The following is a 26,490-nucleotide window of genomic DNA, read 5'->3' on the forward strand; positions in this document are numbered from 1 at the left end:
TCAAGCCGTGACATACCGCACTGTGGTGACCGGTGCGGTGCGCGGCACCGCACCGGTCGGGGTGCGCTAGGTGACGTGCCGGATCGCGGTGATCTGCCCGTAGGGCACCGAGGCGACCTTGACGACGTCGCCCGAGGTGGGCGCGTGCACGTACTTGCCGTTGCCGACGTAGATGCCGACGTGGCCGCCGCCGTAGGCGAACACCAGGTCACCGGGCTGCATCTGCGAGGCCGTCACCGCGACACCAACCTTCACCTGCTGGCTGGTGGTGCGGGGCAGCGAGACACCCGCCTGCTTGTAGGCGTACTGCACCAGGCCGGAGCAGTCGAAGGAGCTCGGGCCGGTGGCGCCCCACACGTAGGGCTTGCCCACCTGCGCCAGCGCGACGTTGACGGCACGCTGAGCCGCGTTGCTGACGGTGATCTTGCTCGTCGTCGCCTTGTAGGCCTTGGGGGCGACCTGCTTGACGGTCGCCGTCGTGGACTTGGTCGTGGTGGCCGCACCCGTCGGCACCTGGGCCTGAGCGGTTGCGGTGGGCGCCAAGGTCATCGCAGCAGCAGCACCGGCGACGGTCGCGAGCATCATCCGACGCGCCTTGCGACGAGACTCAGTCGCTGGGACGGAGAACATTGCTCCCTCTCTGGGTCGGGGACAGGGTCACCTTGCTCCGGCCGTCCGACCTGGGCATTCGCGCGGCCCAGCTCGATCCCGGCCGTGTCAACGAAGGCAATATCGAAGGTAACCACCAGGCAAAATCAGTCAACCGACCTAGGCACTCGTTGTGACCAAGGCAGCACTCAGAGGTGCAGAGCAGCGGCGCCGACCACCCCTGCCGCGGCGCCGAGCTGAGCGGGCACCACCCGGAGGTCACGGGTGAAGCCCAACCGGGCGTACCGCTGCACCGCCTCCCGCAGCGGCCGCCAGAGCGGCTCCCCGGCGAGGGAGAATCCGCCGCCCAGCACCACCAGGCCCACCTCCAGCAGCGCGGCGCTGGAGGCGAGCGCCTGACCGAGGCCGGTACCGGCCCTGGCCAGGGCTGCCACCGCCACCGGGTCGTCCGCAGCCGCGGCGGCCGCCAGCGCCCGACCGTCCGCCCCCGCCCAGCCGCGGGCCCGCGCCCACCGCACCGCCGCCGGCCCGCTGGCCACCGTCTCCAGGCACCCGACGCCGCCGCAGGCGCAGGGATCCCCGTCGGGCTCCACCACGACGTGCCCGATGTGGCCGGCGTTGCCGGTGTGACCGTGCACCACCGCCCCGGAGCGGACCACGCCGCCGCCGACCCCCGTGGAGGCGACCACCCCCAGCAGGTCCTCGATGCCGCGGCCGGCCCCGAAGCGCTGCTCGGCAATGGCCATGCAGCCGCCGTCGCCAGCCAGGCGCACCGGTCGGCCGGGCCACGCGTCCTCGACCGCCGCCACCAGGGGAAACCGACGCCAGGTCGGGATGTTCAACGGGCTGACCGTGCCCGCCGCTCGGTCGATGGGCCCCGCGGACCCGATACCGATGCCGGTGGGCTGCTGCGTGCCCGCCGCCCGCCGCAGGACCTGGTCGACGGCCTGCCACACGTCCCGCTCCGGAGTGGCCACCGTGGCGGAGCTGAGCACGGTGCCGTCCTCGTCCAGCAGCGCCGCCGCGAGCTTGGTCCCGCCCACGTCCAACCCGAGCACCGCCATGCCCCGCAGTCTGCCAACCGCGAGACGGCCTGCGGGTCAGCGAGTCCCGCAGGACCGCCGCCCATGATCCACGTCACGCCGACCGGTGAGGCACTATCAACGGATGGCTTGGCTCATCCCGTCCCCGCGCGAGCTCCTCGGTGCTGCCCGCGGGGTCGCCGACTGGTCCCTGGAGACGGCGGCACTGGCCGTGACGCTGCCCGGCCGGGTCGGGGCCGCACTCACCGACGTCGAGCTGCTGCTGCAACGGGTCTCCAAGGTGGTCGACGAGGCCGAGGCCACGGTCGGCGAGGTGCGCACGGTGGCCATGGACGCCAAGGCGGTGGTCGGGATCGTCGAGCTGGTGGCCGCCCAGGCCCAGGCCGTGGTGGGCACGGCCCGGGTGGTGGCACTGGAGGCCGGGGACGTGGTGGGAACCGCCCGCGCCGTGGCGCTGGACGTCGCTGACGTGGTGGGCACGGCCCGGGTGGTGGCACTGGAGGCCGGCGACGTGGTGGGAACTGCCCGCGCCGTGGCGCTGGACGCCGCTGACGTGGTGGGCACGGCCCGGGTGGTGGCACTGGACGCCGGGGAGGCGGTGGGCGCCGCCCGCGGGTTGGTGGTGCAGACCGGCGACGTGCTGGGCTCGGCCCGTGGGCTGACGCTGGAGGCTGCAGACACGCTGTCCACCGCGCAGGGGGTGGCCGGGGGCGCCGGTGAGCTGGTGCTCTCCGCCGAGCAGCTCTCCGGGGTGGCCCAGGAGCTGCTGGACCTGTACCGGCCCCTCGCCCAGCAGGCCGCACCCAAGCTGCGCAGCTTCCTCGACTCGCTCTCCGAGAAGGAGCTGCAGGCGATCATCCGGTTCGTCGACCACGCGCCGGTGCTGGTCGAGCACATGGAGAGCGACATCCTGCCCATCTTGGAGACGCTGGACCGGGTGGGCCCGGACGTCAGCGACCTGCTCGAGGTGGCCAAGGACGTGCGCGAGGCCGCGGTGGGCATTCCCGGCTTCAAGTTCTTCCGCAAGCGCGGGGAGCAGAAGATCGAGGACGACGAGGACGAGGCCGGTCCGGTCCGGACGGACCCCACCCCGGACGGCCCCGCCACCCGGCCCCACCAGGCCTAGCCCGCCCGCACCGGCTAGGGCAGCCAGTGCGCTGGCCGTTCCAGGGTGGCAGGCAGCCTGGTGGCTGCATCACCGCGGGCGGCACGCAGCTGTGACGCGGTGAGGAACAGGGCTCCGCGCAGGTCCGCCCCGGAGAGGTCGGCGTCGCGCAGGTCGGCACCGATGAGGTCCGCCAGCCGCAGGTCCGCCCCGCGCAGCGTGGCCGCCACCAGGTACGCGCCCCGCAGGTTCGCTGCCCGCAGGTCGGCACCGGCCAGCGCTGCACCGACGAGGTCGGCGCCCCGGTGGTTGCGCCTGCTGCGGGCCTTCCGGGACAGCGGCACCTCGGCCCGCGCCAGCTCGCTGGCCTGCAGCAGCAGCGCGCTGACCTCGGCACGGTGCGCGGCCACGTCCAGCGCGAGCAGCGCCGCTGCGTCGCCGTTGCTGAGGCGCTCGATCAGCGCAGCGGCCTGGGCCAGCTCGGTCCGCAGCGGCTGCGCTGCGGCCAGGGTCTGGGCCTCGGCCAGGTACCAGAGCAGCTCGTGCAGCTGCCGGACCACGGGCAGCACCGCGAACATCTGCCGCGCCGTGTGGGGCGCCTGCCGCCAGTCGTGTCCGCCGAAGGTGTGCTGCGCGACGTGCTGGCCGGCGCCGAAGCAGTCGAACACGGTGCAGCCCCTGAACCCGGCGGGGCGCAGGTGGTCGTGGATGCCACAGCCGAAGTCCGGCTTCAGGTTAGGGCAGGGATCGCCGGCGTCCTTGTCGATGGCGAAGTCGGCCGACGCAGCGAAGGGCAGCGCCACGCAGCAGAGGCCGAAGCAGCTGCTGCAGTCGGCCACCAGGTTGCGACTCCCCGTGCTGGCCACCACCCCATCCTAGGAGCCACGTCGTGCGGTCAGGACCGCAGCGGGTCCAGCGCACGCGCCAGCCGTCCCACCGCGGTGACGATCTGCGCCTCGGTGAGGCTGGCGAAGGACAGCCGCAGGTGTGCTCGAGCCTGCTCGCCCAGCGTGTAGTGCCGGCCGGGGACAACCGTCACCCCCTCGGCGAGCGCAGCCCGGGCCGCGTCGGTCTCGTCGATGCCCTCGGGTAGCTCCAGCCACAGCGACACCCCGCCCCGCGGTGGGGTGAAGTGGCAGTCGGGCAGCTCCGCCGCCAGCGCGGCGGCGAGGGTGGCGCAGCGGCTGGCCAGCCCGGCTCCGAGGGCCCGCAGGTGGCTGGACCACGCCGGGGCGGTGACGATCTCCACCGCCGCGTGCTGCAGCGGGCCGGAGACGAACAGGTCGTCGACCAGCCGCATGCCCATCACCCGCTCGGCCACCGGGCCGCGGGCCAGGATCGCGCCGATCCGGAGGCCAGGCCCGGTGGCCTTGGTCAGCGAGCTCACCGTGAGCACGTGCCCGTGCTCGTCGTCGCGGCTCAGCGCCGGCGGCGGCGGGGTGCCGTGCCCGAGCCAGCGGGCCCAGTCGTCCTCCAGGATGAACGCGCCGAAGCGCCGGGCCAGCTCGAGCACCTCGCCGCGCCGCTCCGCGGCCAGCACGCTGCCGTCCGGGTTGGCGTAGGCCGGCTGCAGGTACACCAGCCGCGCCCCGCTCAGCTGCAGCGCCCGCTCCAGCAGCTCGGGGCGCACGCCGTCGCCGTCGGTGGGCACCGGGACCGGGGTGAGCCCGGCGCTGCGGGCGATAGCCACTGCCCCCGGGTAGGTGGGCGTGGCAAACAGCACCGGCTCGCCCGCCGGCACGATCGCCCGCATGATGGCCGACACCGCGCCCTGCCCGCCCGGGGTCACCAGCACCTCGTCGGGCTGCCCGCCCACCTGGGCGGCGAACCACGACCGCAGCTCGGGCACACCCGCCACCGGGGGCCGGGCCCACACGTCCGGCCGGCGGGCCGCCCGGGCCAGCGCCGCGGAGAGGCGGTGGTCCGGGCGCAGCTCGGCACCGAGGTAGGCCGCCGACATCTGCAGCACGTCGGGGTCCACGGTGCCCAGCGCCTCGGGCAGCCCGGCGGTCTGCACCGGGCTGGCCCCGAGCGTGACCTCCTGCCAGGTGGTGTCGCGGGCCACCGAGCGACGACGCGGCGCGGTGAAGCTGCCTCGGCCCGGTCGAGTGACCACCGCACCGTCGGCCACCAGCCGGGCCACCGCCTGCGCGACGGTGGTGGTGCTGACGCCGAGCTCGTCCACCAGCGCCCGGGTGCTGGGCAGCCGTGTCCCTGCCGGGGCGCCCTCGATGCGCCGAAACACCTCTCGCGCAACCCGACCCACACTGCTATCGTCAAACATGAGACGCAACGATAGCGCTATCGCCCCCAGTTCGCTGCCGCTACTGCTCGGGCGGCAGTCCACGCCGCAACGGAGCTGGGTCCGCTGGACCAGGACAGCTGTGGCCTGGCGGCCCACCCCGCGCCTGCTGCGCCTGTTCGCCCCCGCCGTCCCGCTGGTCGGCCTGCTGCCCACTGATCACCGGGACCGCGACGCCGCGCGCCAGCGGACGGACCTGCGGGCCGTGCGCGACCGCGAGCAGCACTGGAGCTAGCGGTGCTCAGACCGGGCGCAGCAGCTCGGGGCTGTTGTTGGCGACGTTGTTCACCGCGGTGCTCACCACGTAGGGCTCCAGGTGCGGCTCTCCGACCTCGGCCAGCAGCTGCTGCACCTCGTGCGGGTTGGTGATCGTCGGGTCCAACCACGCGTCGCGGAGCTCCCCGGGCACGAGCACCGGGCTGCGGTCGTGGATGTGGCCCAGGGTGTCGCTGGCGGTGGTGGTCAGCACCGTCACCGACAGCACCCACCGGTCCGGGTCGTCCGCGGCCGCCTGCGGGTCACGCCACAGCTCGTAGAGGCCGGCCATGGCCAGCACCCCGTCGCCGTGCAGGAAGTGCGGGACCTTGGTGGCGCCCTGCTTCTCCCACTCGTAGTAGCCGTTGGCCGGCACCAGGCAGCGCCGGCGACTCGCGGCTGCCTTGAAGGACGGCTTCTCGGTGACGGTCTCCATCCGCGCGTTGATCAGCTTCGCGCCGATCTTGCGGTCCTTGGCCCACGAGGGGATGAGACCCCAGCGGGCGGTGCGCAGCTGGCGCACCGCGGCGGAGTCGGGGTGGTCCTTGGGCACCCGCTCCAGCACCGTGCGCACCGGGTCGGTGGGTGCGACGTTGTAGGACGGCGGGAGCGGCTCACCGACCGCCTCGGCGGCGCCGAACACCTGGAGGAGCTCGTCATCGGTCTGGGTGGTGGCGAATCGGCCGCACATGCGCCCCAGTCTGCCCCGGAGCCCCGACGGCACGCGGCGCAGCCAGTGTCTGGTTCGTCATAAATCAGTGGAAAATCCCGGTGGCGCGGGCCTACCTTTGTTGTGAGCACGAAGTACAGGCGCTCGGGCCGCCAGCTCGGGCGCCACTGAAGGAGTGACCCCCATGGCCAAGGCCGAGAAAATGTTCGCCCTGCACGTGGTGCCGCTGGAGGACGCCGTCGCGCACCACACCGACGACTGCGTCTGTGGCCCCAGCGTCACCTTCCGCGACGACGGGCGGGACACCTTCCGCTTCCAGCACCACCGCCTGGAAGATCGCGCCGGTGGCTGGGCCTACCTCCGGGTGGTGCAGCAGGACCTGCCCGAGCTGGACCGCCAGCGCGAGTCCGACGCCGGCTGACCCGCCCGAGTGCCGGCGCTAGCCCGCCGCCAGCCCCCGGCTGATCACCAGGCGCTGGATCTGGTTGGTGCCCTCGAAGATCTGCATCACCTTGGCCTCGCGCATGTAGCGCTCCACCGGGAAGTCCCGCACGTAGCCGTAGCCGCCCAGCACCTGCACGGCGTCGGTGGTCACCTTCATGGCCGCGTCGGTGGCCACCAGCTTGGCCACGCTGGCCTGCCGGCCGTAGGGGCGACCCAGGTCGCGACGCCGGGCCGCGTCGAGGTAGGTGGCGCGGGCGGAGTCCACCGCCGCCGCCATGTCGGCCAGCAGGAAGCCCAGGCCCTGGTGGTCGATGATCGCCTTGCCGAAGGTCTTGCGCTCCTTGGCGTAGGCGACGGCGTCGTCCAGCGCGCGCTGGGCCAGCCCGGTGGCGACCGCGGCGATGCCCAGCCGCCCGGAGTCCAGCGCGCTGAACGCGATGCGCAGGCCGTCCCCCTCGGCGCCGATCAGCCGACCGGCGTCGATGACGGCGTCGTCGTAGCTGGCAGCGGTGGTGGGCACCCCGCGCAGCCCCATCTTGTCCTCCGGCCGGCCGAAGCTGAGCCCCGGCGTGTCCGCCGGCACCAGGAAGCAGGAGATGCCCTTGGAGCCCTCGCCGGTGCGGGCGAACAACGTGTAGAAGTCGGCCCTGGACCCACTGGTGATCCAGGCCTTGCTGCCGTTGACGACGTACCCGGCGTCGGTGCGGCGGGCCCGGCAGGTCAGCGCCGCGGCGTCGGAGCCGGCCTGCGGCTCCGACAGGCTGTAGGCACCCAGCAGCTGTCCACCGAGCATGTCCGGCAACCACGCCTGCTGCTGCTCGGCCGTGCCGTAGGTGGCCAGCGGAAAGCAGGACAGCCCGTGCACGCTGGTGGCCACCGCGACGGCGGCCCAGCGGGAGGCGAGCTCCTCGAGCACCTGCAGGTAGACCTCGTAGGGCTGACCGCCGCCACCGAGTTCCTCGGGGTAGGGCAGGCCCAGCAGGCCGGCCTCGCCCAGCGTGGCGAACAGGCCCTCGGGACAGGTGGCGTCGCGCTCGTGCTGCTCCACCACCGGCGCCAGCTCCTTGTCCGCCAGCTCGCGGGTGAGCGCGATGAGGTCCGCGGCCTCGGCGGTGGGCAGCAGGCGGTCGACAGCCACGGTGGGGCTCCTTCAGCTAGTACGTGAGCGGAGCACCACGGTATCGACTGCAGGATGGGCCGACACCGGAGACAGCACAGCGGGGGTGGGAGCACGATGTGCTCCCACCCCCGCTGGAGTGCTGCTGACCGTCACGGGACGAGTAGCCCCGTGCGCAGGATCAGCTGGCCTGGACGTCCCGCTCGACGGGGACGCAGTGGGTCATGACGACGCCGGAGACGTCGCGACGACCGTTCTTGCCCAGGTTCGCGGCGCGCTTGAGCTCCACCTCGCTGAGGGTCTGCGTGGCCAGGGGCTCGAGGTGGCGGACGTCGTCCGCCGTCATGCCCAGGCCCTCGCCGACGCGCTGGCCCAGCTCGTCCTCGGCCATGAACAGGTGCCACAGCATGCGCTCCTGGATGGGCTTGTCGCACTGCGACAGGTTCCCGATCCAGTTGCTGACCAGCTCGTCCTTCTCCCAGTCCATGGAGAGCAGGTAGCGCTCACCAGCCTGCTGGTAGTCGTTGGTCCGCTCGATGCGGGCGCGGGTGAGGCGTCCGCTGATCTCCGGGCCCTGCTCGCTGTGGGCGGGCTTGGACGCCTCCTGCAGGCCGCCGGTGATGGACGGCTCGTAGTTGACGCTCGGGTTCTGCCCCTCCGCCAGGTCGACGCCGAAGGTCATCTGGCCGTCACGCTGGTTGGTGGCGACCTTGGCGTTCTTGGCCGAGTTGACCGGCAGCTGCAGGTAGTTCGCGCCGACGCGGTGGCGCTGGGTGTCGGAGTAGCTGAACGTGCGGCCGACGAGCATCTTGTCGTCGGAGAAGTCCAGGCCGTCCACCAGCACGCCGGTGCCGAAGGCGATCTGCTCGCTCTCGGCGAAGAAGTTCACCGGCTTGCGGTTGAGCACCATCTTGCCGACCTTGCGCAGCGGGAAGTCGTTCTCCGGCCAGGTCTTGGTGTCGTCCAGCGGGTCCCAGTCCAGCTCGGGGTGGTCGTGGTCGTCCATGAGCTGGACGTACAGCTCCCACTCGGGGTACTCGCCGTTGTCGATGGCCTCGTAGAGGTCACGGGTGTGCACGCCGAGCTCGCGACCCTGCACCACGGCAGCGTCCTCCTCGGTCCAGCTCTTCACGCCCTGCTTGGGCACCCAGTGGTACTTGACCAGCTGGGTCTCGCCCTGCTCGTTGACCCACTTGTAGGTGTTGACGCCGAAGCCCTGCATGGTGCGGTAGCTGGCCGGGATGCCGCGGGGGCTCAGGACCAGGTTGAACATGTGCAGCGACTCGGGAGTCTGCGAGGCGAAGTCGAAGACGCGGTTGGCGACCTGACGCTCGAAGGTGACCGGGTCGGGCTTCTGCGAGTGGATGAAGTCGGGGAACTTGATGGCGTCCCGGATGAAGAAGACACCCAGGTTGTTGCCGACCAGGTCCCAGTTGCCGTCCTCGGTGTAGAACTTCACCGCGAAGCCGCGGGGGTCGCGGGCCGTCTCGGAGGAGTCCTTGCCGCCGGCCACGGTGGAGAAGCGGACAGCGAGCTCGGTCTGCTTGCCCTTCTCCTGGAACAGCTTGGCGCGCGTGTACTTGGAGATGGGCTCGTCGCCGCAAGTGCCGTCAGCCTCGAAGTAGCCGAACGCCGTGGCGCCACGGGCGTGCACGACGCGCTCCGGGACTCGCTCGCGGTCGAAGTGGCTGATCTTCTCGAGGAACTGGTAGTTCTCCAGGGTCGCCGGGCCACGCGAGCCGACCGTGCGCGAGTTCTGGTTGTCGTAGACAGGGTGTCCCTGTCGGTTGGTAAGAGTCCTGGCTTGGTCAGTCATCGGTGGAGACCTTTCGTTCGGTGTTCTCAGGTGCCGCGATTGTGCAGTTCAGGGGGGCCGTGCGGTTCAGGGGGAATCGTGCCGCTCTAGGGGCTGGCCCGGCTGCGTGGTCGCCGCGCAGCTGGGGCACCACCCCCAAAAGATAACTTCGGTGGCCTCGACCCGAAAGCCGTCGACCGGCGCGGTGCGCACGCAGGCGTCGCTGCCGGCCAGGGCCGGGACGTCGCTGGTCTGTCCGCACCCGCGGCAGACCAGGTGGTGGTGGTCGTCGGGCACGTGCATCTCGTACCGCACGGGGTGTCCAGCCGGCTCGATCGAGCGCAGCAGCCCGGCGCGGGTGAGCGCGTCCAGGCAGTCGTAGACGGTTTGCGTGGACACCGAGCCAAGTACGGGGCGGACCTGCTCCAGTATCGCCCCGGCCGGCAGGTGCTGTCGGTCCAGCCGCGCCTGCTCCAGCGCCTCGAGCACGGCCACGCGGGGCTTGGTCACCCGCAGGCCGGCAGCGCGCACCCGAGCGGCGGCGGAGCTGGCTGCTGGTGTCATGTGCCCATCAGACCGCAAACTCTGGAATGAGTCAAGAAAAGCGGCGAGTCTGACAGCACACACCTCGCCATCGCCCTAAGGTTGCTGTCATGGCATCCGAGCTCACCGAGGAAGAACTGCAGTTCGTCCAGTCCCTGTTCGAGCACGCCCGGGAGGGGCGCACCGGTCCGCTGACCGAGGCCCTCGACGCCGGCGTTCCGGTCAACCTCACCAACACCAAGGGCGACACGCTGCTGATCCTGGCGGCCTACCACGTGCACCTGGACACCGTGCAGGCTCTGCTGGAGCGCGGCGCGGACACCTCGAGGGTGAACGACATGGGTCAGACCGCGCTCGCCGCGGCCGTCTTCCGGCAGTCCGAGCCCATCGTCACGGCGCTGCTCGAGGCTGGGGCCGACCCCGAGGAGGGGCCGAAGTCGGCGGTCGCCATCGCTGAGTTCTTCAACCTCCCGGAGATGGCGAAGCTGCTGCGTGCGCGCTGAGCAGTCGATGGACGAGCCGCGCATCGCCCTCGTCGGAGCCGGTGCCGTGGCCGGCCTGGTGGCGTCCTGGCTGGAGCTGGCCGGCGCGCCCACCCCGCTGCTGTGCACCCGCACGCCGGTCGAGCAGCTCACCATCACCGGCGACGGCCGGGGCGGACGAGGCACGCGCACCGTGCCGGTGACCCCGGTGCCCGGCCCGGCCGACGCCGAGCCGGTGGACTGGGTGATGCTCACCGTCAAGGCCCAGGACACCGCCGCCACCCAGCCGTGGCTGGACGCGCTGGTGGGGCCGGACACGGTGGTGGTGGTGCTGCAGAACGGTGTGGACCACGTGGAGCGGGTGCAGCCGCTGGTGGGCACGGCGACGGTGCTGCCCGCCCTGGTGCGCGCCTCCGCCGAGCGCACCGGCAGCGGCGCCGTCACCCACCACCTCGGCAACCAGCTGATCGTGCCGGAGGAGCCCGCCGGCAAGTCGCTGGCCGCGCTGCTGGACGGCGGCGCCTCGGTGCGCCAGGACCCCGACTTCCGCACCGCCGCCTGGCACAAGCTGATGGTCAACATCGGCTCCAACCCGCTGACCGCGCTCACCCTGCGCCGCTGCGAGGTGCTGCGCGAGCCCGAGGTGGCCGAGCTCTGCCGGTCGCTGCTCATCGAGACCGCCGCGGTGGGCTCGTCCGTGGGTGCCCGGCTCAGCGGCGCCGACGTGGAGGAGGTGCTGGAGCTGTTTCGCTCCTACCCCGACGACAACGGCACGAGCATGTACTACGACCGGGTGGCCGGCCGGCCGCTGGAGCACGACCTGCTCTGCGGGGCCGTGGTGCGCGCCGCTCGGGAGCACGACGTGCCGGCCCCGCTGAACCAGGCGATCTGGGCGCTGACCAAGGCTCTCAGCGAGGGCAGCACCGGCAACACACCAACCGAGGGGAACCCATGACCACCCACGCAGGCGAGCTCGACCGGCTGGGCACCGCCAAGTACGTGCTGCTCACCACCCGGCGCCGCGACGGCACCACCGTGCCGACCCCGGTGTGGGTGGCCCGCGACGGCGCCGCGCTGGTGATCTGGACCGCCACCGACGCGGGCAAGGTCAAGCGCATCCGCCGCGACCCGGCCGTCACGGTCGCCCCGTGCGACGCCCGGGGCAAGCCCCGGGGCTCCGCCGTCAGTGGCACCGCCACCGTGCTCGACGCCGACGCCACCGAGCGGGTCCGCCAGCTCATCCAGCGCAAGTACGGCATCGCCGGCCGGGTGGCGATCCTCGGCAGCCGGCTGCGGCGGGGTCGCAGCGGCACCGTCGGAGTGGCGGTCACGCTCGACCAGCAGCAGCCCTAGCGGGTCAGGGCGGTGCGGGTCCAGGGCCGCATCCGCTCCAGCTGCAGCGCCAGCCCCAGCAGGGTGGCCTCGCCACCAGGCCGGGCCACCAGCTGCACCGACAGCGGCAGGCCGTTGGGGTGGGTACCGGCGGGCACCACCATCGCCGGCCAGCCAGCCAGGTTCCACGGTGCAGCGAACGGGGCGTAGCGGATGTTCGTCCACAGGTTGGACAGCCAGCTCTTCTCGCCCCAGCGGTCGGCCGGCAGCGGAGGCTGCGCCAGTGCGGGCGTGAGCAGCACGTCGTGGTCGGCGAAGAACGCCTCGGCCTTGTGCTGCCACTTGTCCCGACCAGCGGGCTTGGGCAGCCCTGCCCGCAGCAGTGCTCGGCCCACTGCGGCGTGCCTGGCGGTGCGGGCCTCCAGCAGCGACCGATCGCTGAGCGCTCGCGCCTCCAGCTCGGTGCCGACGAGCCAGCGCACCAGCTCCGACTGTCCCACCGAGACCGGGTAGGACGGGTGGGCCTGGGCCACCCGGTGGCCCTCCTGGGCGAGCAGCTCGCCAGAGCGGCGGGCGGCCTCGGCGTAGTGCCGGTCGACCCGCACTCCCGGCACTGGAGAGCGGGTGGAGACCGCGATCCGCAGGGCCGTGGGCTCGCGCACCTGGGCCAGCTCGGGCTGCTTGGCCAGCACCGAGAGCACCGTGGCGCAGTCGGCGACGGTGGTGGCCAGCGGGCCGTTCTCGGCCATGTCGAACCACGCGCCGTCGCCCAGCTGGGCGGGCACCACGCCGAGGCCGGGCTTGAGCCCGACCAGGCCACAGCACGCCGCGGGGATGCGGATGGACCCCATGCCGTCGTTGCCGTGCGCAACGGGCACCATGCCCGCGGCCACCGCGGCGGCGGACCCACCCGAGGATCCCCCGGGGCTGCGGGTGGTGTTCCAGGGGTTGCGGGTGACGCCGAAGGCGGAGTCGGTGGTGCCGAACACGCACAGCTCAGGCACCCGGGTCAGCCCCACCACGACGGCGCCCGCCGCCCGCAGCCGAGAGACCACCGGGTGGTTGCGCGGCTGGGGGGTGGCGTCGCTGCCCAGCGACCCCTCCCGCATCGGCTCGCCGGACACCGCCACGTTGTCCTTGACCGCCACCGGCACCCCGGCCAGCGGCAGCGCGTAGCGGTCGGCCCGGGCGTCCACGGCGTCAGCCTCGGCAAGGGCCCGCTCGGTGCGGACCACCTGGAAGGCGCCGAGCTCGCTGTCCTGCTCGGCTATCCGCGCCAGCGCCGCCTCGGTGGCCGCTCGAGCGGTCAACGATCCCTCGCGCACGGCCGCAGCAGTTTCGGTAGCAGTCATCACCCCGCGGACGCTACGCGGGAGCTCGCCGGTTCGCCCCGTTCCGCAGGTCGCAGCGGGACTGTCGCGGCTCAGTCGACGAAGCGCCACCGGGTGGGCCGGCTGGCGAAGTCCTCCTCCCGCTCGATCACGGCCACGGCTCGGGCCGGGGTCACCTCGAACACGAGGTGCGCCAGGACGAACGCGGCGTCGAGGTCGGCGGAGAGGGGCTGGTACTTGCCCACGTACCGGCGGGCCCACTCCTGCCGCCGGGTGTCATCGGTGACCACCTCGGCGCTGCCCTGCAGGGACAGGCACTCCACGGTGTCGTCCAGGGCAACGGCCACCCGCGGGTTCGCCGCGAGGTTGCGGGCCTTGCGCGAGCGTGGCCCGCAGGAGAACGCGAAGCGCTGCTCGTCGTCGTCCCACACGCCCCACACCGGCAGGGCGTGCGGCGCTCCGGCGCCGGAGACCACCCAGTAGCTGCGTCCGGCGCCGAGCCGCTCGGCCGCCCAGCTCCAGGGCAACGGGTGCCAGCCCTGCGCCTGCACGCCGTAGTCGGGCATGTACGGCATCTCCGCGACGGGCTCAGCCATGGCCACACCGTACGACGCTGCAGGGTGCTACCGCCGCCGGAGACCGCCCGTTCCGAGGTCGGCCTCGTCGGCTGCGGCACGCCCCGCGCGCCAGCCCTGCGGGTCGACCGGACTGGTCCGCTTGGTCATCACCTGTGGGAACAGTTCGGTGAACACCTCACGGACCGCCTCGGAGCGCTGCTGCAGCACCGGGACGAGGGCGGTGCCGTACACGTCGGCAGCCGCGGCGTGCGCCTGCTGCTGGGAGTCGGCCAGCCGCTCCCGGATGCGCACCGCGTAGGACAGCAGGAACGCCCGCCGAAAGGCCTTCACCCCGGGGTGTCCCGGCGCCGCGGCCGACACCGCGCGGGTGGCCTGGACCAGCAGCGACGTGAACAGCACCTCCACCAGCTGCAGGTCGGTGGGCAGGCCGATCACCGTGGCGATCCCGTAGGCGGAGGTCCACACCACTCGCACACCGTTGGCGGCGCCCACGCCGTCCAGCAGGTGCACCTTGGCCTCGCCGTACGGGTTGTCCACGTGCAGCCGCCGAGCGCGGACCTGCTCGGCGAGCCGGGCACCGGCCGCGGCTCCGACCACCGCAGCGTCGATGGCGTGCCTGGTCATCAGGTCCTGCGCCTTGGCGGTGAGCGCCTCGGCCTCCTCCGGAAAGTCGGTGGACTCGGCCTTGGCGAGCAGCGCGCGCACCCGGCCCAGGACCTTGGCGTCGACCGCCGCGCTGGGGGCCGGGCGAGGCGCGGCGGCGGCGCGACCCCACTGCGACGGGGGCGGGCACAGCGGCTGCAGCCCGCCCCGCAGCGAGCGCAGGTAGCCCAGCAGCCGCAACGCGTCCTGCCAGGCCTGCACGGCCGTGAGCTCCTCGGACCCGCGCCAGGCGCTCAGCACCGCTGGTCCTGCCGCCGGCACCGTGGGCAGGGCCGCCAGCTGCTCGCGCCACTCCGCGGGGGCCCGCTCCTCGGCGTGACTCGTCCGGGCCTCGCGCGTCACCACGGCCGCGGCCAGGCGCCCCACGCGCTGGGTCCACTGCCGGCGCGCCACGTGCACCACGTCGGCCGGCTGCCAGCCGTTCTCCCACAGCCGTGCCACCTGCTCGACCAGCGCCTGGGCCGCCCGTCCGGACGCGGCACCCTGCTCGCCGTCCAGCTCGGTGAGCACGATGGCCGCCTGCTCCAGCGCCGCGGCGTCAGCCCACGGCCCGAAGGCGCGCTGGGCGCCCTCGTCGATCACCTGCTCCACCAGCTCCGGCCCCACCGGCCCCGGTCCGGGCCTGCGGCGGGCGTGGCCGCCGGAGGGGTGCGTGAAGTGCCGGTACCGGGCGTCGACGCGGTGCTGGGCCATGACCACATCTTGGCCGGGCCCCCCGACAGCTCTGGATCCCGGCGGTTCGGAGACGGACCGGCGGGCACCGGCGGTGGACGCTCAGCTACTCGGGGCTCACCTCGAGCGTCTCCAGCTGGTCCAGCTCGTCGGCGCTGAGCTCGCCGAGCTCGGCCAGCACCACGTCCTGCTGGGCGCCGATCCGGTCGTTCACCAGCTCGGTCAGCGCGAACACGATCGCCCCGGTCTGTCGCACCGTCATCAGGTCCACCAAGGGTTGCTGCAGCGAGGTGAGGGCCAGCCCACCGGCCAGGCCGTCCTCGTTCTCGGAGATGGCGACGAAGAACCGCTCGCGCGGGTTGTCCACCGGACTGCCGTAGTGCGCCGCCAGCTCCATCAGCGCCCGGTGCCACTCCAGCAGCTCCCCCTCCAGCTCCGTCTTGGCCAGGTCGTGCTCGGTGAGCCGGGTGCCCAGCGCCGAGGGGCTGAAGCAGCGGGCGTAGGACAGCAGCGCCGTGGTCCACAACGACTCCACCAGCACCCGGTCCGCGGCGCGCTCAGCGTCTGCCGCCTGCTGATCGGTCTGCTCCTCGCTGCCCTCGGCGCCGCCGAGGGCAACCACCAGCCGCTCGCAGCACTGCAGCACCATCCGCAGGTCGTCGAAGGTGGCGGTGTGCCCGGCCAGGATCGCGGCGCCCTCGGAGTCCAGCCGCCGCAAGAGCTGGGGCCCGCCCTCCTCAGGGGCGCTCACGCCCGCACCCAGGCTCGGCCACCAGCGCTCGGCAGGCATCGTGGCGTGCTGTCCATGGCGTGTCCTCCTGGCGTGCTGCTGGTGGGTCCTGCTGTGCACCACGGCACCACCGGTTGGCCGCGCCCGCAACCCGGTGCCCACCGGCAACGAGCACTGCTCAGCGGTTCAGCTCCTCGGGCCGGTCGAGCCCGAGGTCGGTGAGCACCAGGGCGAGCCGGGTCCGGGCGCGGTCCAGGCCGTCCTCGAACCGTGGTGGGGCCACCGGCGGTTGGGACCAGAGGGTCTGCAGCTGGCGGGCGGCGTCCAGGCAGGGCGGCACCCACACCGCCAGCCAGAGGTCCATCAGCGCCAGGTTGTGCATCGCGAACTCCCGGTCCGCGGCGAGCTGGCCGAACATCGTCGTGGTGTAGCGGAGGTCGCGGCCGGCGTAGCAGCGCTGGCCGGTGCGCAGCACCGTCGAGGTGATGTTGTCCCCGTTGCGCAGGCAGGCCTGCTGCACCAGGTGGTTGCGGAAGAGCTCCCCCACCAGCGGCTCGAAGACGATGTTGGCCACGAACACCGCCTCCGCCCAGTCGGTCACGGCCGCGAGCTGCTCGGTGACTCGCCGCACCCCCGCCCAGGCCGGGTCGTGCTGCCACACCCGCACGTGGGCTCCGCCCTCGAAGTGCGGGACCTCCTCGGCCAGGGTGTGCAGCAGCAGCGCCAGGTTCTGGCCGAAGCGGATGCGGTGCATGCTGTTCAGCGCGATGGCGTTGCGGTGCGCGGGCGTGGGGCTGCGCCGGTTGGCCTCGGCGAAGAGCCCGCGCCCGAGGTTGCGCTCCACGTGCATCCACGCGCCGACGTTGTTGGCCACGAACCGTGACCACCGGGGGTCCCAGCGACCGAGGTCGCCGGTGGACCTGGCGACGTGCACCTGCCGCGCCACTGCTGCCCCGACCGCCGCGGTGTCCTGGTGGACGATCGCCTCCCCCGCCAGGTTGCCGTCGTGGAACTCCTGCCACCCGGGGGCGCTGCGGGAACCTGCGCCTCGGGTGGTGGCGCGTGGCGGCGCGTGCCCCCAGGCACGCAGCACGGTCCAGTCCAGCGGCAGCCCGACTCCGCCCTCGGCCGAGGCGTTCCACCAGCTCGGGCCGCCCTCGGCGTGGTCGGGGTAGGGGCTCACCTGCGGTTCTCTGGCTCCGGCCCGTGCCGGACGTGGCTCGAGTCCGGTGAATACCGCCTTGGCTACACGGTCGGGAATGTTCATGCGTGGTCCTCTGGTGTCGGCCCTGGCTGGGCTCCTCGTGGGTGGGCGTGCGGTGGGGTCAGGGGGTCAGGACTTCCTGGTTGACCCTGACCCTGCGGAGGCCGCGCCGGGCCGGGACTTCTCACATTGAGACCGGCCCCGCGCTGGTCGGGCGTGTCCAGGAACCACCGCTCGCACGGGCCCGTCCAGCACCACGCTTCGACAGGCGCACCGCAGCGGTGGTGGCTACCGTGAGGGGGACGAGACCCACCGCCGCGGGCGGGGAGCCGAGGTCGGTGCGCAGCCGAGAAGAGGCTGCCCGACCGCGTGATCAGTTGGGCGAGGCAATGAGGCCAACACCACCGAGTTCAGCGCCGACCAGGCCAGGGACGGCGCGGAACAGCCGCGCAGCACAGCGGGTCAGCCGGCTCTCCGCCGAGCCGGAGGTGCGGGGGCCGATCCTGGCCTCGTGGCGCCGATCGCGCGACCGTGACCTCGCTGCCGACCAGATCGAGCTGCCCTACCTGCAGGACCCGGACACCGACACTCCGCTGACGCGCAGCGCCGAGCCGGTGCTGCGCCACCTGTGCGACCAGCTGGACGGACAACCGGTGAGCGTCGTGCTCACCGATCCCAGCGGCTTGGTGCTCCTGCGGCTGACCGCCGACTCCCAGCTGCAGCGTCACCTCGACCACGTCCAGCTCGCCCCCGGGTTCTCCTACGGCGAGCACTACGCCGGCACCAACGGCATCGGCACCGCTCTGGCGACGGGCGAGCCCACCGAGGTGATCGGGCCCGAGCACTACGTCGAGAGCCTGGAGAACCTGGCGTGCGCCGGCGTGCCCGTCCGCCACCCCGTCTCCGGTCGCACCGTGGGCGCCATCGACCTCACGTGCTGGCGCAAGGACGCGGGGCCGCTGCTGCTCACCCTGGCCAAGACCACGGCGGAGCAGATCCGCCAGCAGATGCTGACCGAGACCGGGTCCAACCACCTGGAGCTGTTCCACGAGTACATGCGCACCTGCCACCGCACGTCCGGCGTGGTCTTCGCGGTGAACCACAACATGGCCATGCTCAACGACTACGCCCGAGCCACCCTCGACCCGGCCGACCAGGCCGCGCTGCTGAGCCACGCCGCGGAGCTGCTGGGCAACGGCAGCCGGGTGTCCACCGTGGTGGAGCTGCCCACCGGCATCACCGCCCGGATGCACTGCCGCCCGGTCCGAGAGAACGGCAAGGTCGCCGGGCTGGTGGCGCACGCGAAGCTCGGCGAGCCTGACCACAGGCACAACCTGACCAGCAGCGACCCGGTGCGGATGCCGCTGCCCGGGCTGGTCGGGTACGCACCGCTGTGGCTGCGGGCCTGTCACGAGACCGAGCGGGTCGTCCGCTCGGGCGAGTGGCTCGCGCTGGAGGGCGAGCCGGGCGTGGGCAAGACTGCCCTGCTCCGGGCCGCACAGTCCCGCCAGCAGCCCGACCGCCGCCTGGTGCTGCTGGACGCCGCCGACGCCTCGACCAACCTGGAGTGGTTCGCCGGGGCGAGCCAAGCCTTGCTGCGCAGGGACCACAGCCTCGTGGTGCGCCACGTGGACCGGCTCCGGCCGGCGCAGCTGCGCGAGCTCGGCGCGTTGCTGCGCGAAGCCGCCACGGTGGAGCGCGCCCAGCCGCTGTGGGTCGGGCTGACCTTGGAGCGGGTGAGCGAGGGCCGCGAGCTCAACCGCCTGCTGGGCCTGTTCCCCCGCACGGTGGAGGTTCCGCCGCTGCGCCTGCACATGGAGGACCTGCCCCAGCTGGTGGCGCTGTTCCTCAGCCGCCTCCAGCACGGCGCCGACCTGACCTGCGCCCCGGAGACGATGCGGCTGCTGATGCGGTCGTCCTGGCCGGGCAACGCAGCGCAGGTGCTGCAGGTGCTGCGGCAGGTGGCGCAGCGCCGGCGCAGCGGCGTCATCCAGCCCGAGGACCTGCCACCGGCGGCCCAGACCGTGAGCCGCCGGTTGCTCAGCCCGCTGGAGTCGATGGAGCGCGACGCGATCGTGCAGGCGCTCAACGACGCCCGGGGGAACAAGGTCGCCACCGCCCACGCCCTGGGCATGTCCCGCGCCACCATCTACCGCAAGATCCACGACTACGGGATCGTCCCGCCCGTCGGCTGACGACCGAGCCTGCGCCCAGCGGCGCTCAATTCACCATCGACCGGACCCGCGTGATGCACTGTGGAGCAATGCAGGCCCACCGCTTAGTACAGGAGCACGCGTGAACACCAGCCGGTACGCCGCCGCCAGCGACGTGGGGCAGGTGCGGGAGAACAACGAGGACGCCGCCCTCACCACCGACACCGTGTGGATCGTCGCCGACGGCATGGGCGGCCACGCGGGCGGCGAGGTGGCCAGCCGGATGGCGGTCGAGGCAGCCGCCGAGGTGCTCGGTGACCAGCCCGCCGACGCCGACCTGGTCGCCGCCGCCTTCGCCACCGCGCACGGCCGGGTGCGCGACGCCGCCCACGGCGAGCTGGCCGGGATGGGCACCACCATGGTGCTCGCCTGCCGCGACGCCGATGGCGAGGTGCTGGTGGGCAACGTGGGCGACAGCCGGGCCTACCTGCTCGCCGACGGCGCGCTGCAGCAGGTCACCACCGACGACAACCAGGCCGAGGTGCTGCTCGCCCACGGCGACATCACCGCGGAGGAGGCCCGGGTGCACCCCGGCCAGTACCTGCTCACCGCGTCCCTCGGCGGTGGCCAGCCCACTCCCCCCGTGCCGGCCGTGCACCAGCTGCCCGCCCACGCCGGCCGGCTGCTGCTGTGCTCCGACGGGCTCAACAGCGAGCTGACCGACGAGCAGATCGCGGCCGGCCTGGCGCCCGAGGACCCGGCGCAGGCGGCCACCGAGCTGGTCCAGGCAGCAGTGCAGGCCGGCGGGCGTGACAACGTCACCGTCGTCGTCATCGACCTCTGACGCGCAGGCCGAGCTCTGAGGCAGAGGACCGACCGCTGAGCGCGGCAGGCACTTCTGCGGCTGACGTCGCTACGGTGGGGCCATGAGCGAGCTCTCCGACAACCCGGCCCTGCGCGCCACCGGCGACCAGCTGGTGGAGCGGGTGCTCACCGCCGGGGTGGACGGGCTCGGTCCGTGGCGCAGCGCCGAGGCCGTGGCCACCGAGGCGCTCGCGGCCGAGGGGGATCCCGAGCCGGCGATCCAGCGGCTGCTGGTGGCGCACCGCAGGATGGTGGGCGCCACCGGGTTCGCCACCAGCATCGGCGGCGCTCTCGCCCTGGTGGTGGGCCTGCCCGCCGATGTCACCAGCTACCACGTGGCTGCCGCCCGGCTCTCGGCGGCGATCGCGCACCTGCGCGGCTACGACCTGGCCGCGCCGCAGGTGCGCAGCCTGGTGCTGATCACCCTGCTCGGCGAGGAGGGCACCGACCTGCTCGCCCAGCACGGGGTGAGCACCGACGGCAAGGACGTCCTCACCGCGCTGAGCGGGTTGTCGACCGCCGAGCTGAGCGAGCTGAACCGGTCGGTGGGGTACCAGCTGGTGGCCAAGTTCGGCCAGCGGGGCGCGGTCAACCTGGTGAAGCTGGTGCCGTTCGTCGGCGGCGGGGTGGGGGCCGGGGTGAACATGGTGGGCATCACCACCACGGCCCGCTCCGCCCGCACGCTGTTCCTGCCCCGGCCGGTGGCGGGCCGCTTCGCCGGACCGGGCGTCACCGTGATCGACCAGTAGCGCTCGCTACCGGCGCCTAGAGCTGTCTAGCGTCGGCCCAACACTCCCGAAGAGAGCATGATCGAGCGGTGAAGCTCAGGCGCGCAACCACTCCGACCGCGCGGCCTGGCCGTCCGGGCTGAGCGTGTCCTCCACGGGGGTGGGCCAGCCCTGCCAGCGCACACCGTCGACCTCGGCCGAGGACAGCGTCATGGTGCGCAGGTTGCCCTTGGCGTTGCGGTACTCCACCTCCTCGGTCTCGAACGCGGCGACGAGCCCTGCGCGGACGAGCCACTCCAGGGCGTTGCCGCCGTTGACCAGGACTCGGCGCACGCCGGAGCTGCGCAGCTGCCAGCGCAGGAAGTCCGCGTCCGCCGCCACCAGCTGCTCCCGGACGGCCGGAGGGAGCCCGTGCCAGACCGGGTTGGTCGCCCACTGGACCAGGTGCAGGTGGCAGGCGGTGCCGTCGTAGTAGCTGCCCGCTCCCACCGCGCCGAGCAGCTCCTCCAGCGCGGCGAAGGCAGGGCGGTGCGGGTTGGCCTGGAAGTAGCCGTAGCAACGCGCCACCACCGCGGCGACCTGCTCGTCGGTCAGCGTCGCGGCGTCGGTGACGTCCAACGAGCGCAACGACTCCACCCGGCGGTACTCCCCGGCCAGCCAGGTCCCCGTGGGAGTGGTCAGCTCGAGCTTGCTCGGGTTGACCGTCAGGGTGGCCACTGCGGCCACGCTGGGGTCGCCCTGCGCCACGATGGGCAGGCTGCGCGGGATCACCGAGCACCCTTCAGGAATGGGGCGGCGGACACGATCGGCGAGCTCTTGCGGGACTGGGTGCACCCCCCCATTCTCCCTGCCGGACGACGCCTCGTTCACCACCGCGTCGTGGGCCCTCGACAGCATTGCCCACGGCCTCGCCGGCGGGCTGCGTCCGGCGCCGCTCGCGCTTTATGCGCCCATCTAGTGATAGGTCAATAACTCTGGATACCTGGCTCGACGGCACGCAGGTGAGCGGGATAGACGAACGACCGTTCCGGTGAACGGACACTGTGAGAGACATCACGCCTCATCTGCCCTAGGTTGGCGCCGGCGACCACGGAGGTCGCCGGCGAGGGGAGCCGTGGTGACGGTGACACAACTGGAGCAGCTGGTGCAGGTGGAGCGCATCAAGAAGCTCAAGCACGACTACTGGCGAGCCTGTGATGCCAAGGACCCCAAGGGGTTTCGCAGCTGCTTCACTCGAACGGGCTCGTCCATCGACTACGGGACGCTCGGCGCGACCGACGCCGACGGCATGGCCGCGGTGTTCGAGCGCATCGCGCTGGCCCAGGACAGTAGCGGCCACCGGGTGCTGGACATGCACCACGGGTTCCACCCCGACGTCACCATCGTCGGCCCCGCCGAGGCCACCGGCCGCTGGACCCTGCAGTTCCGCCAGGTCGACCTGCACGCACGCACCGAGACGGTGCTCAGCGGCGAGTACGACGACCACTACGTCATCGAGGACGGCGACTGGAAGATGGACCGCTGCCACTTCACCCGGGGCTGGTCGATCACCCGCCCGCTCACCGACGACACCGTGGTGGAGCAGCCGTGAGCGCGCACAAGGTCGCCCTGGTCACCGGAGGCGGACGAGGCGTGGGCAAGGGGGTGGCCAGCGCGCTGGGCGCGGAAGGCTGGACCGTCTACGTCACCGGCCGGCACGCCGACCGGCTCGCGAGCACTGCCGAGGCCATCACCGCCGCCGGTGGAGCCGGCCACGCCATGGCCTGCGACCACCACCAGGACGACCAGGTGGCGGAGGTGTTCGCGCGCATCGCCGACGAGCAGGGCCAGCTGGACCTGCTGGTGAACAACGCGTGGGCCAACCCCGATGGATACGCCGGGTTCACCCAGCCGTTCTGGAAGCGGCCGGTGCAGGACTGGGACAGCCTCATCGGCATCGGGCTGCGCGCCCACTACGTTGCGTGTGTCGAGGCGGCCAAGATCATGGTGCCGCAGGGCTCCGGGCTGATGGCCAACATCTCCTCCTTCGGCTCCCGCGGCTACCTGCACTCGGTGCTCTACGGGATGTCCAAGACCGCACTGGACAAGATGGCCGCGGACATGGCCGTCGAGCTGGCCGGTACCGGGGTGACCGCAGTGTCGCTGTGGCTCGGCCTGGTGCAGACCGAGCGGGTGAAGTCCATGGGCGACAGCTTCGAGGGGTTCTCCATCGCCGACGCCGAGGAGCCGGAGTACATCGGCCAGGTGATCAACGCCCTCGCCCACGACGAGAAGCTGCGCGCCTACAACGGCCACACCATCATCACCGCCGAGTACGGGCGCGAGCAGGGCCTGACCAACTCCGACGGGCGCCAGCCGCCCACCCACCGGCCGTTCTTCGGGGGCGGACCGCTGTTCCCGCCGCTGCAGGAGGTCTAGCCCAGGCGCCGGTAGCAGTCCCGCAGGTAGGCCACGGCCCGGTCGCTGCCCAGCGCGGTGCGCAGCAGCGCCGGGTCGAGCTCGTCCACCACCGGCCGGAACCGCACCGGCGGCACCGGGACGCGGGCGCTGGGCTGGTAGTAGCGGTCCAGGCAGTCAGCCAGGTCCGTGTCCAGCGGGCCCACCGGTGCGCTCGCACGCTCACTCACCGACCGCCTCCTCGCCCAGGGTCATCAGCGCGCGCAGCTCGTCCGTGCCGAGCTCGGTCAGCCAGGTCTCCCCCGCGCCCACCACCACGTCGGCCAGCTCCTGCTTTCCGGTGAGCAGCGCGTCGATCCGCTCCTCCACGGTGCCCACGCACACCAGCTTGCGCACCTGCACGTCGCGCTGCTGACCGATGCGGAACGCCCGGTCGGTGGCCTGGTTCTCCACCGCTGGGTTCCACCAGCGGTCCAGGTGCACCACGTGGTTGGCCGCGGTGAGGTTGAGCCCGGTGCCACCGGCCTTCAGCGACAACAGCATCACCGGCGGGCCCGCTGGGCGCTGGAACGCCTCCACCATCCGGTCGCGGCGCCCCTTGCTCACGCCGCCGTGCAGGAAGGGCACCGGCACGCCCAGCTCGCGGCCCAGCCACGGCGCGAGCAGCTCCCCGAACTGGGTGAACTGGGTGAACAGCAGCACCTTCGACGGCGGACAGTCCGGGTGCTGACCGGCGGCCTGGGCCAGCACGGAGTACAGCAGGTCCTCCACCAGCTCGAGCTTGCCCGAGCGGTGCTCACCGTCGCGCAGCACGCCGCTGCCGTCGGCCAGGAAGTGCGCCGGGTGGTTGCACACCTGCTTGAGCCGGGTGAGCGTGGACAGCACCAGCGCCTTGCGCTGCATCCCCCGCGACTGCTTGATCGTGGCCAGCATGTCGTCCACCACCGCCTGGTACAGCGCCGCCTGCTCCACCGTGAGGTTGGCCCGCACCGTCATCTCCAGCTTCTCGGGCAGGTCGGCGATCACCGCAGGGTCGGACTTCACCCGGCGCAGCATGAACGGCGCGGTGGCCGTGCGCAGCCGGGCCAGCGCCTCCGGGTCCTGCTCGCGCTCGATGGGCACCGCGAAGCGAGCCCGGAAGGCCTGCGGCGAGCCGAGCATGCCGGGGTTGGCGAAGTCCAGCAGGGCACGTAGCTCCTCCAGCCGGTTCTCCACCGGAGTGCCGGTGAGGGCGACGCGGTGCCGGGCCGGCAGGGCGCGGGCGGCGCGGGCCTGCTCGGTGGCGCTGTTCTTCACGTGCTGCGCCTCGTCGAGCACCACGCGGTCCCACTGCACCGCGGCCAGCTCGTCGCGGTCGCGCGCCAGCAGCTGGTAGGTGGTGAGCACCAGGTCGCTGCGCCGGGCGAGCGCCCCCAGGGCCGCCCCCCGCGCCCGCTCCGGCCCGTGGTGCACCGCCACCCGCAGCCCCGGGGCGAAGCGCTCGGCCTCCCGCTGCCAGTTGCCCACCACCGACATCGGGCACACCACCAGCGTTGGCTCGGTGCGCTGGGCCTGCTCGTGCACCAGCAGGCCCAGCAGCTGCAGGGTCTTGCCCAGGCCCATGTCGTCGGCCAGCACCACCCCCAGGCCCAGCCCGCTCATGAACGCCAGCCAGTCCAGCCCGCGCTGCTGGTAGGGCCGCAGCTCGGCGTGCAGGCCGGGCGGCAGGCCCACCCCCTCGGGCGCCTCGCTGGGCACCCGGCCCGCCAGCAGGTCGCCGAACCATCCCTCGGCCACCACCTCCGTCACCGGGGCGGGCGGCTGGTCGTCGCCGGCGAGCATCGCCAGCAGCTCCGCGAGCGTGGCGTCGCTGCCCTGGTGCTCGGCGACGTAGCGGGCTGCCCGACCGGCCACCTCGGGATCGACCTGCACCCACTCGCCGCGCAGCCGCACCAGCGGTGCCTGCGCCCGCGCCAGCCGGGTCAGCTCGGCGCGGGTCAGCTCCACCTCCCCCAGCGCCATCCGCCACCGGTAGCCGAGCAGCTGCGCCATGCCCAGGGCTGCCTCCTCCGCCGCCACGTGGGCGTCCGGCGCCATCACCCGCAGCGCCAGCGTGGGGTCGCGCCGGGCCCACGCCCGCGGCAGCAGCACCGTGATCCCCGCCGACCGCAGCGCGGCCGCCCCGGTGGTGACCAGGTCGAGCGCCTCGGCGGTGGTCAGGATCAGCACGTGCTCGTGCAGGTTGGGGGTGTGCCCGCGCAGCGGCGGGTAGGCGGCCATCGCCCGGCCCAGGGCATGCATGGCGGCGCTGTCGTGGGCGGCCGAGCGCGGCAGGCTCCGCAGCGGCACCGGGGCCGTGTCGGCGGTGCGCACGCAGGCCTCCAGCATCCAGCGCGGGCTCGGCTCCTCGGTGGCGCCCGGGTAGGGCTCCTCCGCCTCGTCGTCCGGGGGCTCCAGCAGCCGGAACACCACGTCCGGGGTGTCCAGGGTGGAGCTGGTCGCCCAGCGGTGCAGCCGGCTGCTCAGCCGGGCCGGGTCCGGGGCCTCACCCGCGGCCAGCGGCTCGCCGGTGTCCAGGGCCTCGAACAGCGGGTGCGCGGGCCGGCGCACCCGGGGCTCCACCAGCGACAGCGTGGCGCTGGTGATGCTGTCGCACAACGACTCCAGGAGGCTGTCCACCACCGCGGTGCCGCTGGGGGTGCACCCGTTGACCACCTCCGCGCGCAGCACCGGGGGCAGGGCCGCGCCCACCTGGGTGCGCCACGTGCGGATCGGGCCGTCGTCGGCAAGCACCCACCGGGCCCGCCACTGCTGGCCGTCGCGCACCACGGTCGGCACCACCCGTCCGGAGTAGACCCAGCGGGCAACGCCGGCGGCCACGTCGCCGAGGAACGCCAGCTCGTCAGCGACGACCCAGGCCCCGTTGCTCGGGGTGCGCAGCGAGGCAACCTCCATCAGCAGGTCAGCCGAGTCCACCCGGGCCACCGCGCAGGCGGGGACCTGCCACGGCGCCAGGTCCGTGCCGCGGGCTGCCCCGGCGTCGGGCGCCCGCAGCGCCGGCGAGGGCAGCGGGGCGGGTGCCAGGCCGGCGATCGTGCCGGTGGGCAGCAGCAGGGTGGGCAGCCGGTCGAGCTCGTACGGGGTGAGCGCCTCCTTGAGCGGCCCTGACCAGTCCGAGGGCGGAGGAGGCAGCCTCGCGGGGTCGGCCACCGCCAGCGGGTGCAGTCCCGCCGGAACGGGCGCACCCGCACGCTCGTCGGTCTCGGTCCACAGCAGGAGTCCCGCCGCCGACGACCACAACCCGTGCGCCACGAACAAAGCTGCTGCTCCTCTACGGTCTGCGGAGCGCGACTGCCTCAGCGGCGCGTTCACCAGGGGGTGGCGTTGGTTCGCCCGGCGTCGGAGCCCGAGGCCGGGCACCCACCACCAGCCTACGAACCTCCCGCTGCCCGACGCCAAGCTGCTGTCGTCTCGGCCTGGCACACCACCCCGCC

27 protein-coding genes are annotated in these 26,490 nt (G+C 73.0%); 11 read left to right on the plus strand and 16 right to left on the minus strand.

Annotation, left to right across the window (positions count from 1 at the left end; translation table 11 throughout):
• Positions 1-66: 66 nt before the first annotated feature.
• Entirely contained in the window at positions 67-585 is a 519-nt protein-coding gene (locus AC3YNX_RS03450) for a C40 family peptidase (RefSeq protein WP_241249330.1), read from the minus strand.
• A 212-nt stretch (positions 586-797) separates the two neighbouring features.
• A complete protein-coding gene (locus AC3YNX_RS03455) occupies positions 798-1,673 on the minus strand; it encodes an ROK family protein (protein ID WP_489994607.1) in 876 nt (291 codons plus the stop codon).
• Between the two features lie 103 nt (positions 1,674-1,776).
• Between AC3YNX_RS03455 and AC3YNX_RS03460 the strand changes: the two genes are divergently transcribed.
• Positions 1,777-2,778 carry a hypothetical protein gene (locus tag AC3YNX_RS03460; protein ID WP_489994608.1) on the plus strand — a complete coding sequence of 334 codons (1,002 nt, stop codon included), beginning with the start codon at positions 1,777-1,779 and terminating at the stop codon, positions 2,776-2,778.
• A gap of 14 nt (positions 2,779-2,792) precedes the next feature.
• Here AC3YNX_RS03460 and AC3YNX_RS03465 read toward each other — a convergent pair whose 3' ends face one another.
• Positions 2,793-3,560 (minus strand): pentapeptide repeat-containing protein, encoded by a 768-nt coding sequence (locus AC3YNX_RS03465; RefSeq protein ID WP_489994973.1) that lies wholly within the window; start codon positions 3,558-3,560, stop codon positions 2,793-2,795.
• Positions 3,561-3,652: 92 nt separating this feature from the next.
• Positions 3,653-5,041: an aminotransferase-like domain-containing protein gene (locus AC3YNX_RS03470; protein ID WP_489994609.1), complete on the minus strand. Its 1,389-nt coding sequence runs from the start codon at positions 5,039-5,041 to the stop codon at positions 3,653-3,655.
• Between the two features lie 100 nt (positions 5,042-5,141).
• Between AC3YNX_RS03470 and AC3YNX_RS03475 the strand changes: the two genes are divergently transcribed.
• Entirely contained in the window at positions 5,142-5,294 is a 153-nt protein-coding gene (locus tag AC3YNX_RS03475; protein WP_164860677.1) for a hypothetical protein, read from the plus strand.
• A gap of 6 nt (positions 5,295-5,300) precedes the next feature.
• On the opposite strand, the gene AC3YNX_RS03480 is transcribed toward AC3YNX_RS03475, so the two are convergent.
• Positions 5,301-6,005, minus strand: a complete 705-nt coding sequence (locus AC3YNX_RS03480) for an SOS response-associated peptidase (RefSeq protein WP_489982139.1) — start codon at positions 6,003-6,005, stop codon at positions 5,301-5,303.
• A 163-nt stretch (positions 6,006-6,168) separates the two neighbouring features.
• Between AC3YNX_RS03480 and AC3YNX_RS03485 the strand changes: the two genes are divergently transcribed.
• Entirely contained in the window at positions 6,169-6,405 is a 237-nt protein-coding gene (locus AC3YNX_RS03485; RefSeq protein WP_127784335.1) for a hypothetical protein, read from the plus strand.
• An 18-nt stretch (positions 6,406-6,423) separates the two neighbouring features.
• Here AC3YNX_RS03485 and AC3YNX_RS03490 read toward each other — a convergent pair whose 3' ends face one another.
• The 3 genes from AC3YNX_RS03490 to AC3YNX_RS03500 all read right to left on the minus strand — a co-directional run bounded on the left by AC3YNX_RS03490 (position 6,424) and on the right by AC3YNX_RS03500 (position 9,904).
• Positions 6,424-7,566: an acyl-CoA dehydrogenase family protein gene (locus AC3YNX_RS03490; protein ID WP_489994610.1), complete on the minus strand. Its 1,143-nt coding sequence runs from the start codon at positions 7,564-7,566 to the stop codon at positions 6,424-6,426.
• A gap of 160 nt (positions 7,567-7,726) precedes the next feature.
• A complete protein-coding gene (locus AC3YNX_RS03495) occupies positions 7,727-9,361 on the minus strand; it encodes a catalase (protein ID WP_489994611.1) in 1,635 nt (544 codons plus the stop codon).
• 66 nt (positions 9,362-9,427) lie between these two features.
• Positions 9,428-9,904: a Fur family transcriptional regulator gene (locus AC3YNX_RS03500; protein ID WP_489994612.1), complete on the minus strand. Its 477-nt coding sequence runs from the start codon at positions 9,902-9,904 to the stop codon at positions 9,428-9,430.
• An 89-nt stretch (positions 9,905-9,993) separates the two neighbouring features.
• Here AC3YNX_RS03500 and AC3YNX_RS03505 point away from each other — a divergent pair, with 89 nt between their 5' ends.
• From AC3YNX_RS03505 to AC3YNX_RS03515, 3 genes are read left to right on the plus strand one after another with little or no spacing between them, the layout of a single operon-like run.
• Positions 9,994-10,386: an ankyrin repeat domain-containing protein gene (locus AC3YNX_RS03505; RefSeq protein WP_489982141.1), complete on the plus strand. Its 393-nt coding sequence runs from the start codon at positions 9,994-9,996 to the stop codon at positions 10,384-10,386.
• Positions 10,376-11,320, plus strand: a complete 945-nt coding sequence (locus AC3YNX_RS03510) for a 2-dehydropantoate 2-reductase (RefSeq protein ID WP_489994613.1) — start codon at positions 10,376-10,378, stop codon at positions 11,318-11,320. The genes AC3YNX_RS03505 and AC3YNX_RS03510 overlap by 11 nt, the downstream gene beginning before the upstream one ends.
• The gene (locus AC3YNX_RS03515) at positions 11,317-11,718 is read left to right on the plus strand and encodes a PPOX class F420-dependent oxidoreductase (RefSeq protein ID WP_489982143.1); all 402 of its coding nucleotides are present in this window, start codon (positions 11,317-11,319) and stop codon (positions 11,716-11,718) included. The genes AC3YNX_RS03510 and AC3YNX_RS03515 overlap by 4 nt, the downstream gene beginning before the upstream one ends.
• Here AC3YNX_RS03515 and AC3YNX_RS03520 read toward each other — a convergent pair.
• From AC3YNX_RS03520 to AC3YNX_RS03540, 5 genes are all read right to left on the minus strand, one after another.
• The gene (locus AC3YNX_RS03520; RefSeq protein ID WP_489994614.1) at positions 11,715-13,049 is read right to left on the minus strand and encodes an amidase; all 1,335 of its coding nucleotides are present in this window, start codon (positions 13,047-13,049) and stop codon (positions 11,715-11,717) included. The genes AC3YNX_RS03515 and AC3YNX_RS03520 overlap by 4 nt on opposite strands.
• A 71-nt stretch (positions 13,050-13,120) precedes the next feature.
• Complete coding sequence (locus AC3YNX_RS03525; RefSeq protein WP_489994615.1) at positions 13,121-13,624, minus strand: pyridoxamine 5'-phosphate oxidase family protein; 504 nt, start codon at positions 13,622-13,624, stop codon at positions 13,121-13,123.
• Between the two features lie 27 nt (positions 13,625-13,651).
• The gene (locus AC3YNX_RS03530) at positions 13,652-14,962 is read right to left on the minus strand and encodes a DUF2786 domain-containing protein (protein WP_489994616.1); all 1,311 of its coding nucleotides are present in this window, start codon (positions 14,960-14,962) and stop codon (positions 13,652-13,654) included.
• 85 nt (positions 14,963-15,047) lie between these two features.
• Positions 15,048-15,692 (minus strand): hypothetical protein, encoded by a 645-nt coding sequence (locus AC3YNX_RS03535; protein WP_489994617.1) that lies wholly within the window; start codon positions 15,690-15,692, stop codon positions 15,048-15,050.
• 157 nt (positions 15,693-15,849) lie between these two features.
• The gene (locus tag AC3YNX_RS03540; protein WP_489982148.1) at positions 15,850-16,854 is read right to left on the minus strand and encodes a ferritin family protein; all 1,005 of its coding nucleotides are present in this window, start codon (positions 16,852-16,854) and stop codon (positions 15,850-15,852) included.
• Between the two features lie 509 nt (positions 16,855-17,363).
• On the opposite strand from AC3YNX_RS03540, the gene AC3YNX_RS03545 reads away from it, so the two are divergent.
• From AC3YNX_RS03545 to AC3YNX_RS03555, 3 genes are all read left to right on the plus strand, one after another.
• A complete protein-coding gene (locus AC3YNX_RS03545; RefSeq protein WP_489982149.1) occupies positions 17,364-19,070 on the plus strand; it encodes a sigma-54-dependent Fis family transcriptional regulator in 1,707 nt (568 codons plus the stop codon).
• 100 nt (positions 19,071-19,170) lie between these two features.
• Positions 19,171-19,872, plus strand: coding sequence for a PP2C family protein-serine/threonine phosphatase (locus AC3YNX_RS03550; protein WP_489994618.1), 702 nt, complete (start codon positions 19,171-19,173; stop codon positions 19,870-19,872).
• Positions 19,873-19,954: 82 nt separating this feature from the next.
• Entirely contained in the window at positions 19,955-20,641 is a 687-nt protein-coding gene (locus AC3YNX_RS03555; protein WP_489994619.1) for an EcsC family protein, read from the plus strand.
• 75 nt (positions 20,642-20,716) lie between these two features.
• Here the strand turns inward: AC3YNX_RS03555 and AC3YNX_RS03560 are convergent, their stop codons facing one another.
• Positions 20,717-21,391 (minus strand): hypothetical protein, encoded by a 675-nt coding sequence (locus tag AC3YNX_RS03560; RefSeq protein WP_127784349.1) that lies wholly within the window; start codon positions 21,389-21,391, stop codon positions 20,717-20,719.
• Positions 21,392-21,737: 346 nt separating this feature from the next.
• On the opposite strand from AC3YNX_RS03560, the gene AC3YNX_RS03565 reads away from it, so the two are divergent.
• Together AC3YNX_RS03565 and AC3YNX_RS03570 are read left to right on the plus strand one after the other, a co-directional pair.
• Positions 21,738-22,211, plus strand: coding sequence for a nuclear transport factor 2 family protein (locus AC3YNX_RS03565; RefSeq protein ID WP_489994620.1), 474 nt, complete (start codon positions 21,738-21,740; stop codon positions 22,209-22,211).
• Positions 22,208-23,038: an SDR family NAD(P)-dependent oxidoreductase gene (locus AC3YNX_RS03570; protein ID WP_489982153.1), complete on the plus strand. Its 831-nt coding sequence runs from the start codon at positions 22,208-22,210 to the stop codon at positions 23,036-23,038. Before AC3YNX_RS03565 ends, AC3YNX_RS03570 begins: the two co-directional genes overlap by 4 nt.
• Here AC3YNX_RS03570 and AC3YNX_RS03575 read toward each other — a convergent pair.
• Together AC3YNX_RS03575 and AC3YNX_RS03580 are read right to left on the minus strand one after the other, a co-directional pair.
• Positions 23,035-23,247, minus strand: coding sequence for a hypothetical protein (locus AC3YNX_RS03575; protein WP_127784352.1), 213 nt, complete (start codon positions 23,245-23,247; stop codon positions 23,035-23,037). The two genes, AC3YNX_RS03570 and AC3YNX_RS03575, sit on opposite strands and share 4 nt — an antisense overlap.
• Complete coding sequence (locus tag AC3YNX_RS03580; RefSeq protein WP_489994974.1) at positions 23,240-26,308, minus strand: DEAD/DEAH box helicase; 3,069 nt, start codon at positions 26,306-26,308, stop codon at positions 23,240-23,242. Before AC3YNX_RS03580 ends, AC3YNX_RS03575 begins: the two co-directional genes overlap by 8 nt.
• Positions 26,309-26,490: the final 182 nt, after the last annotated feature.

The organism is Rhodococcus sp. Z13_19A (assembly GCF_058133575.1).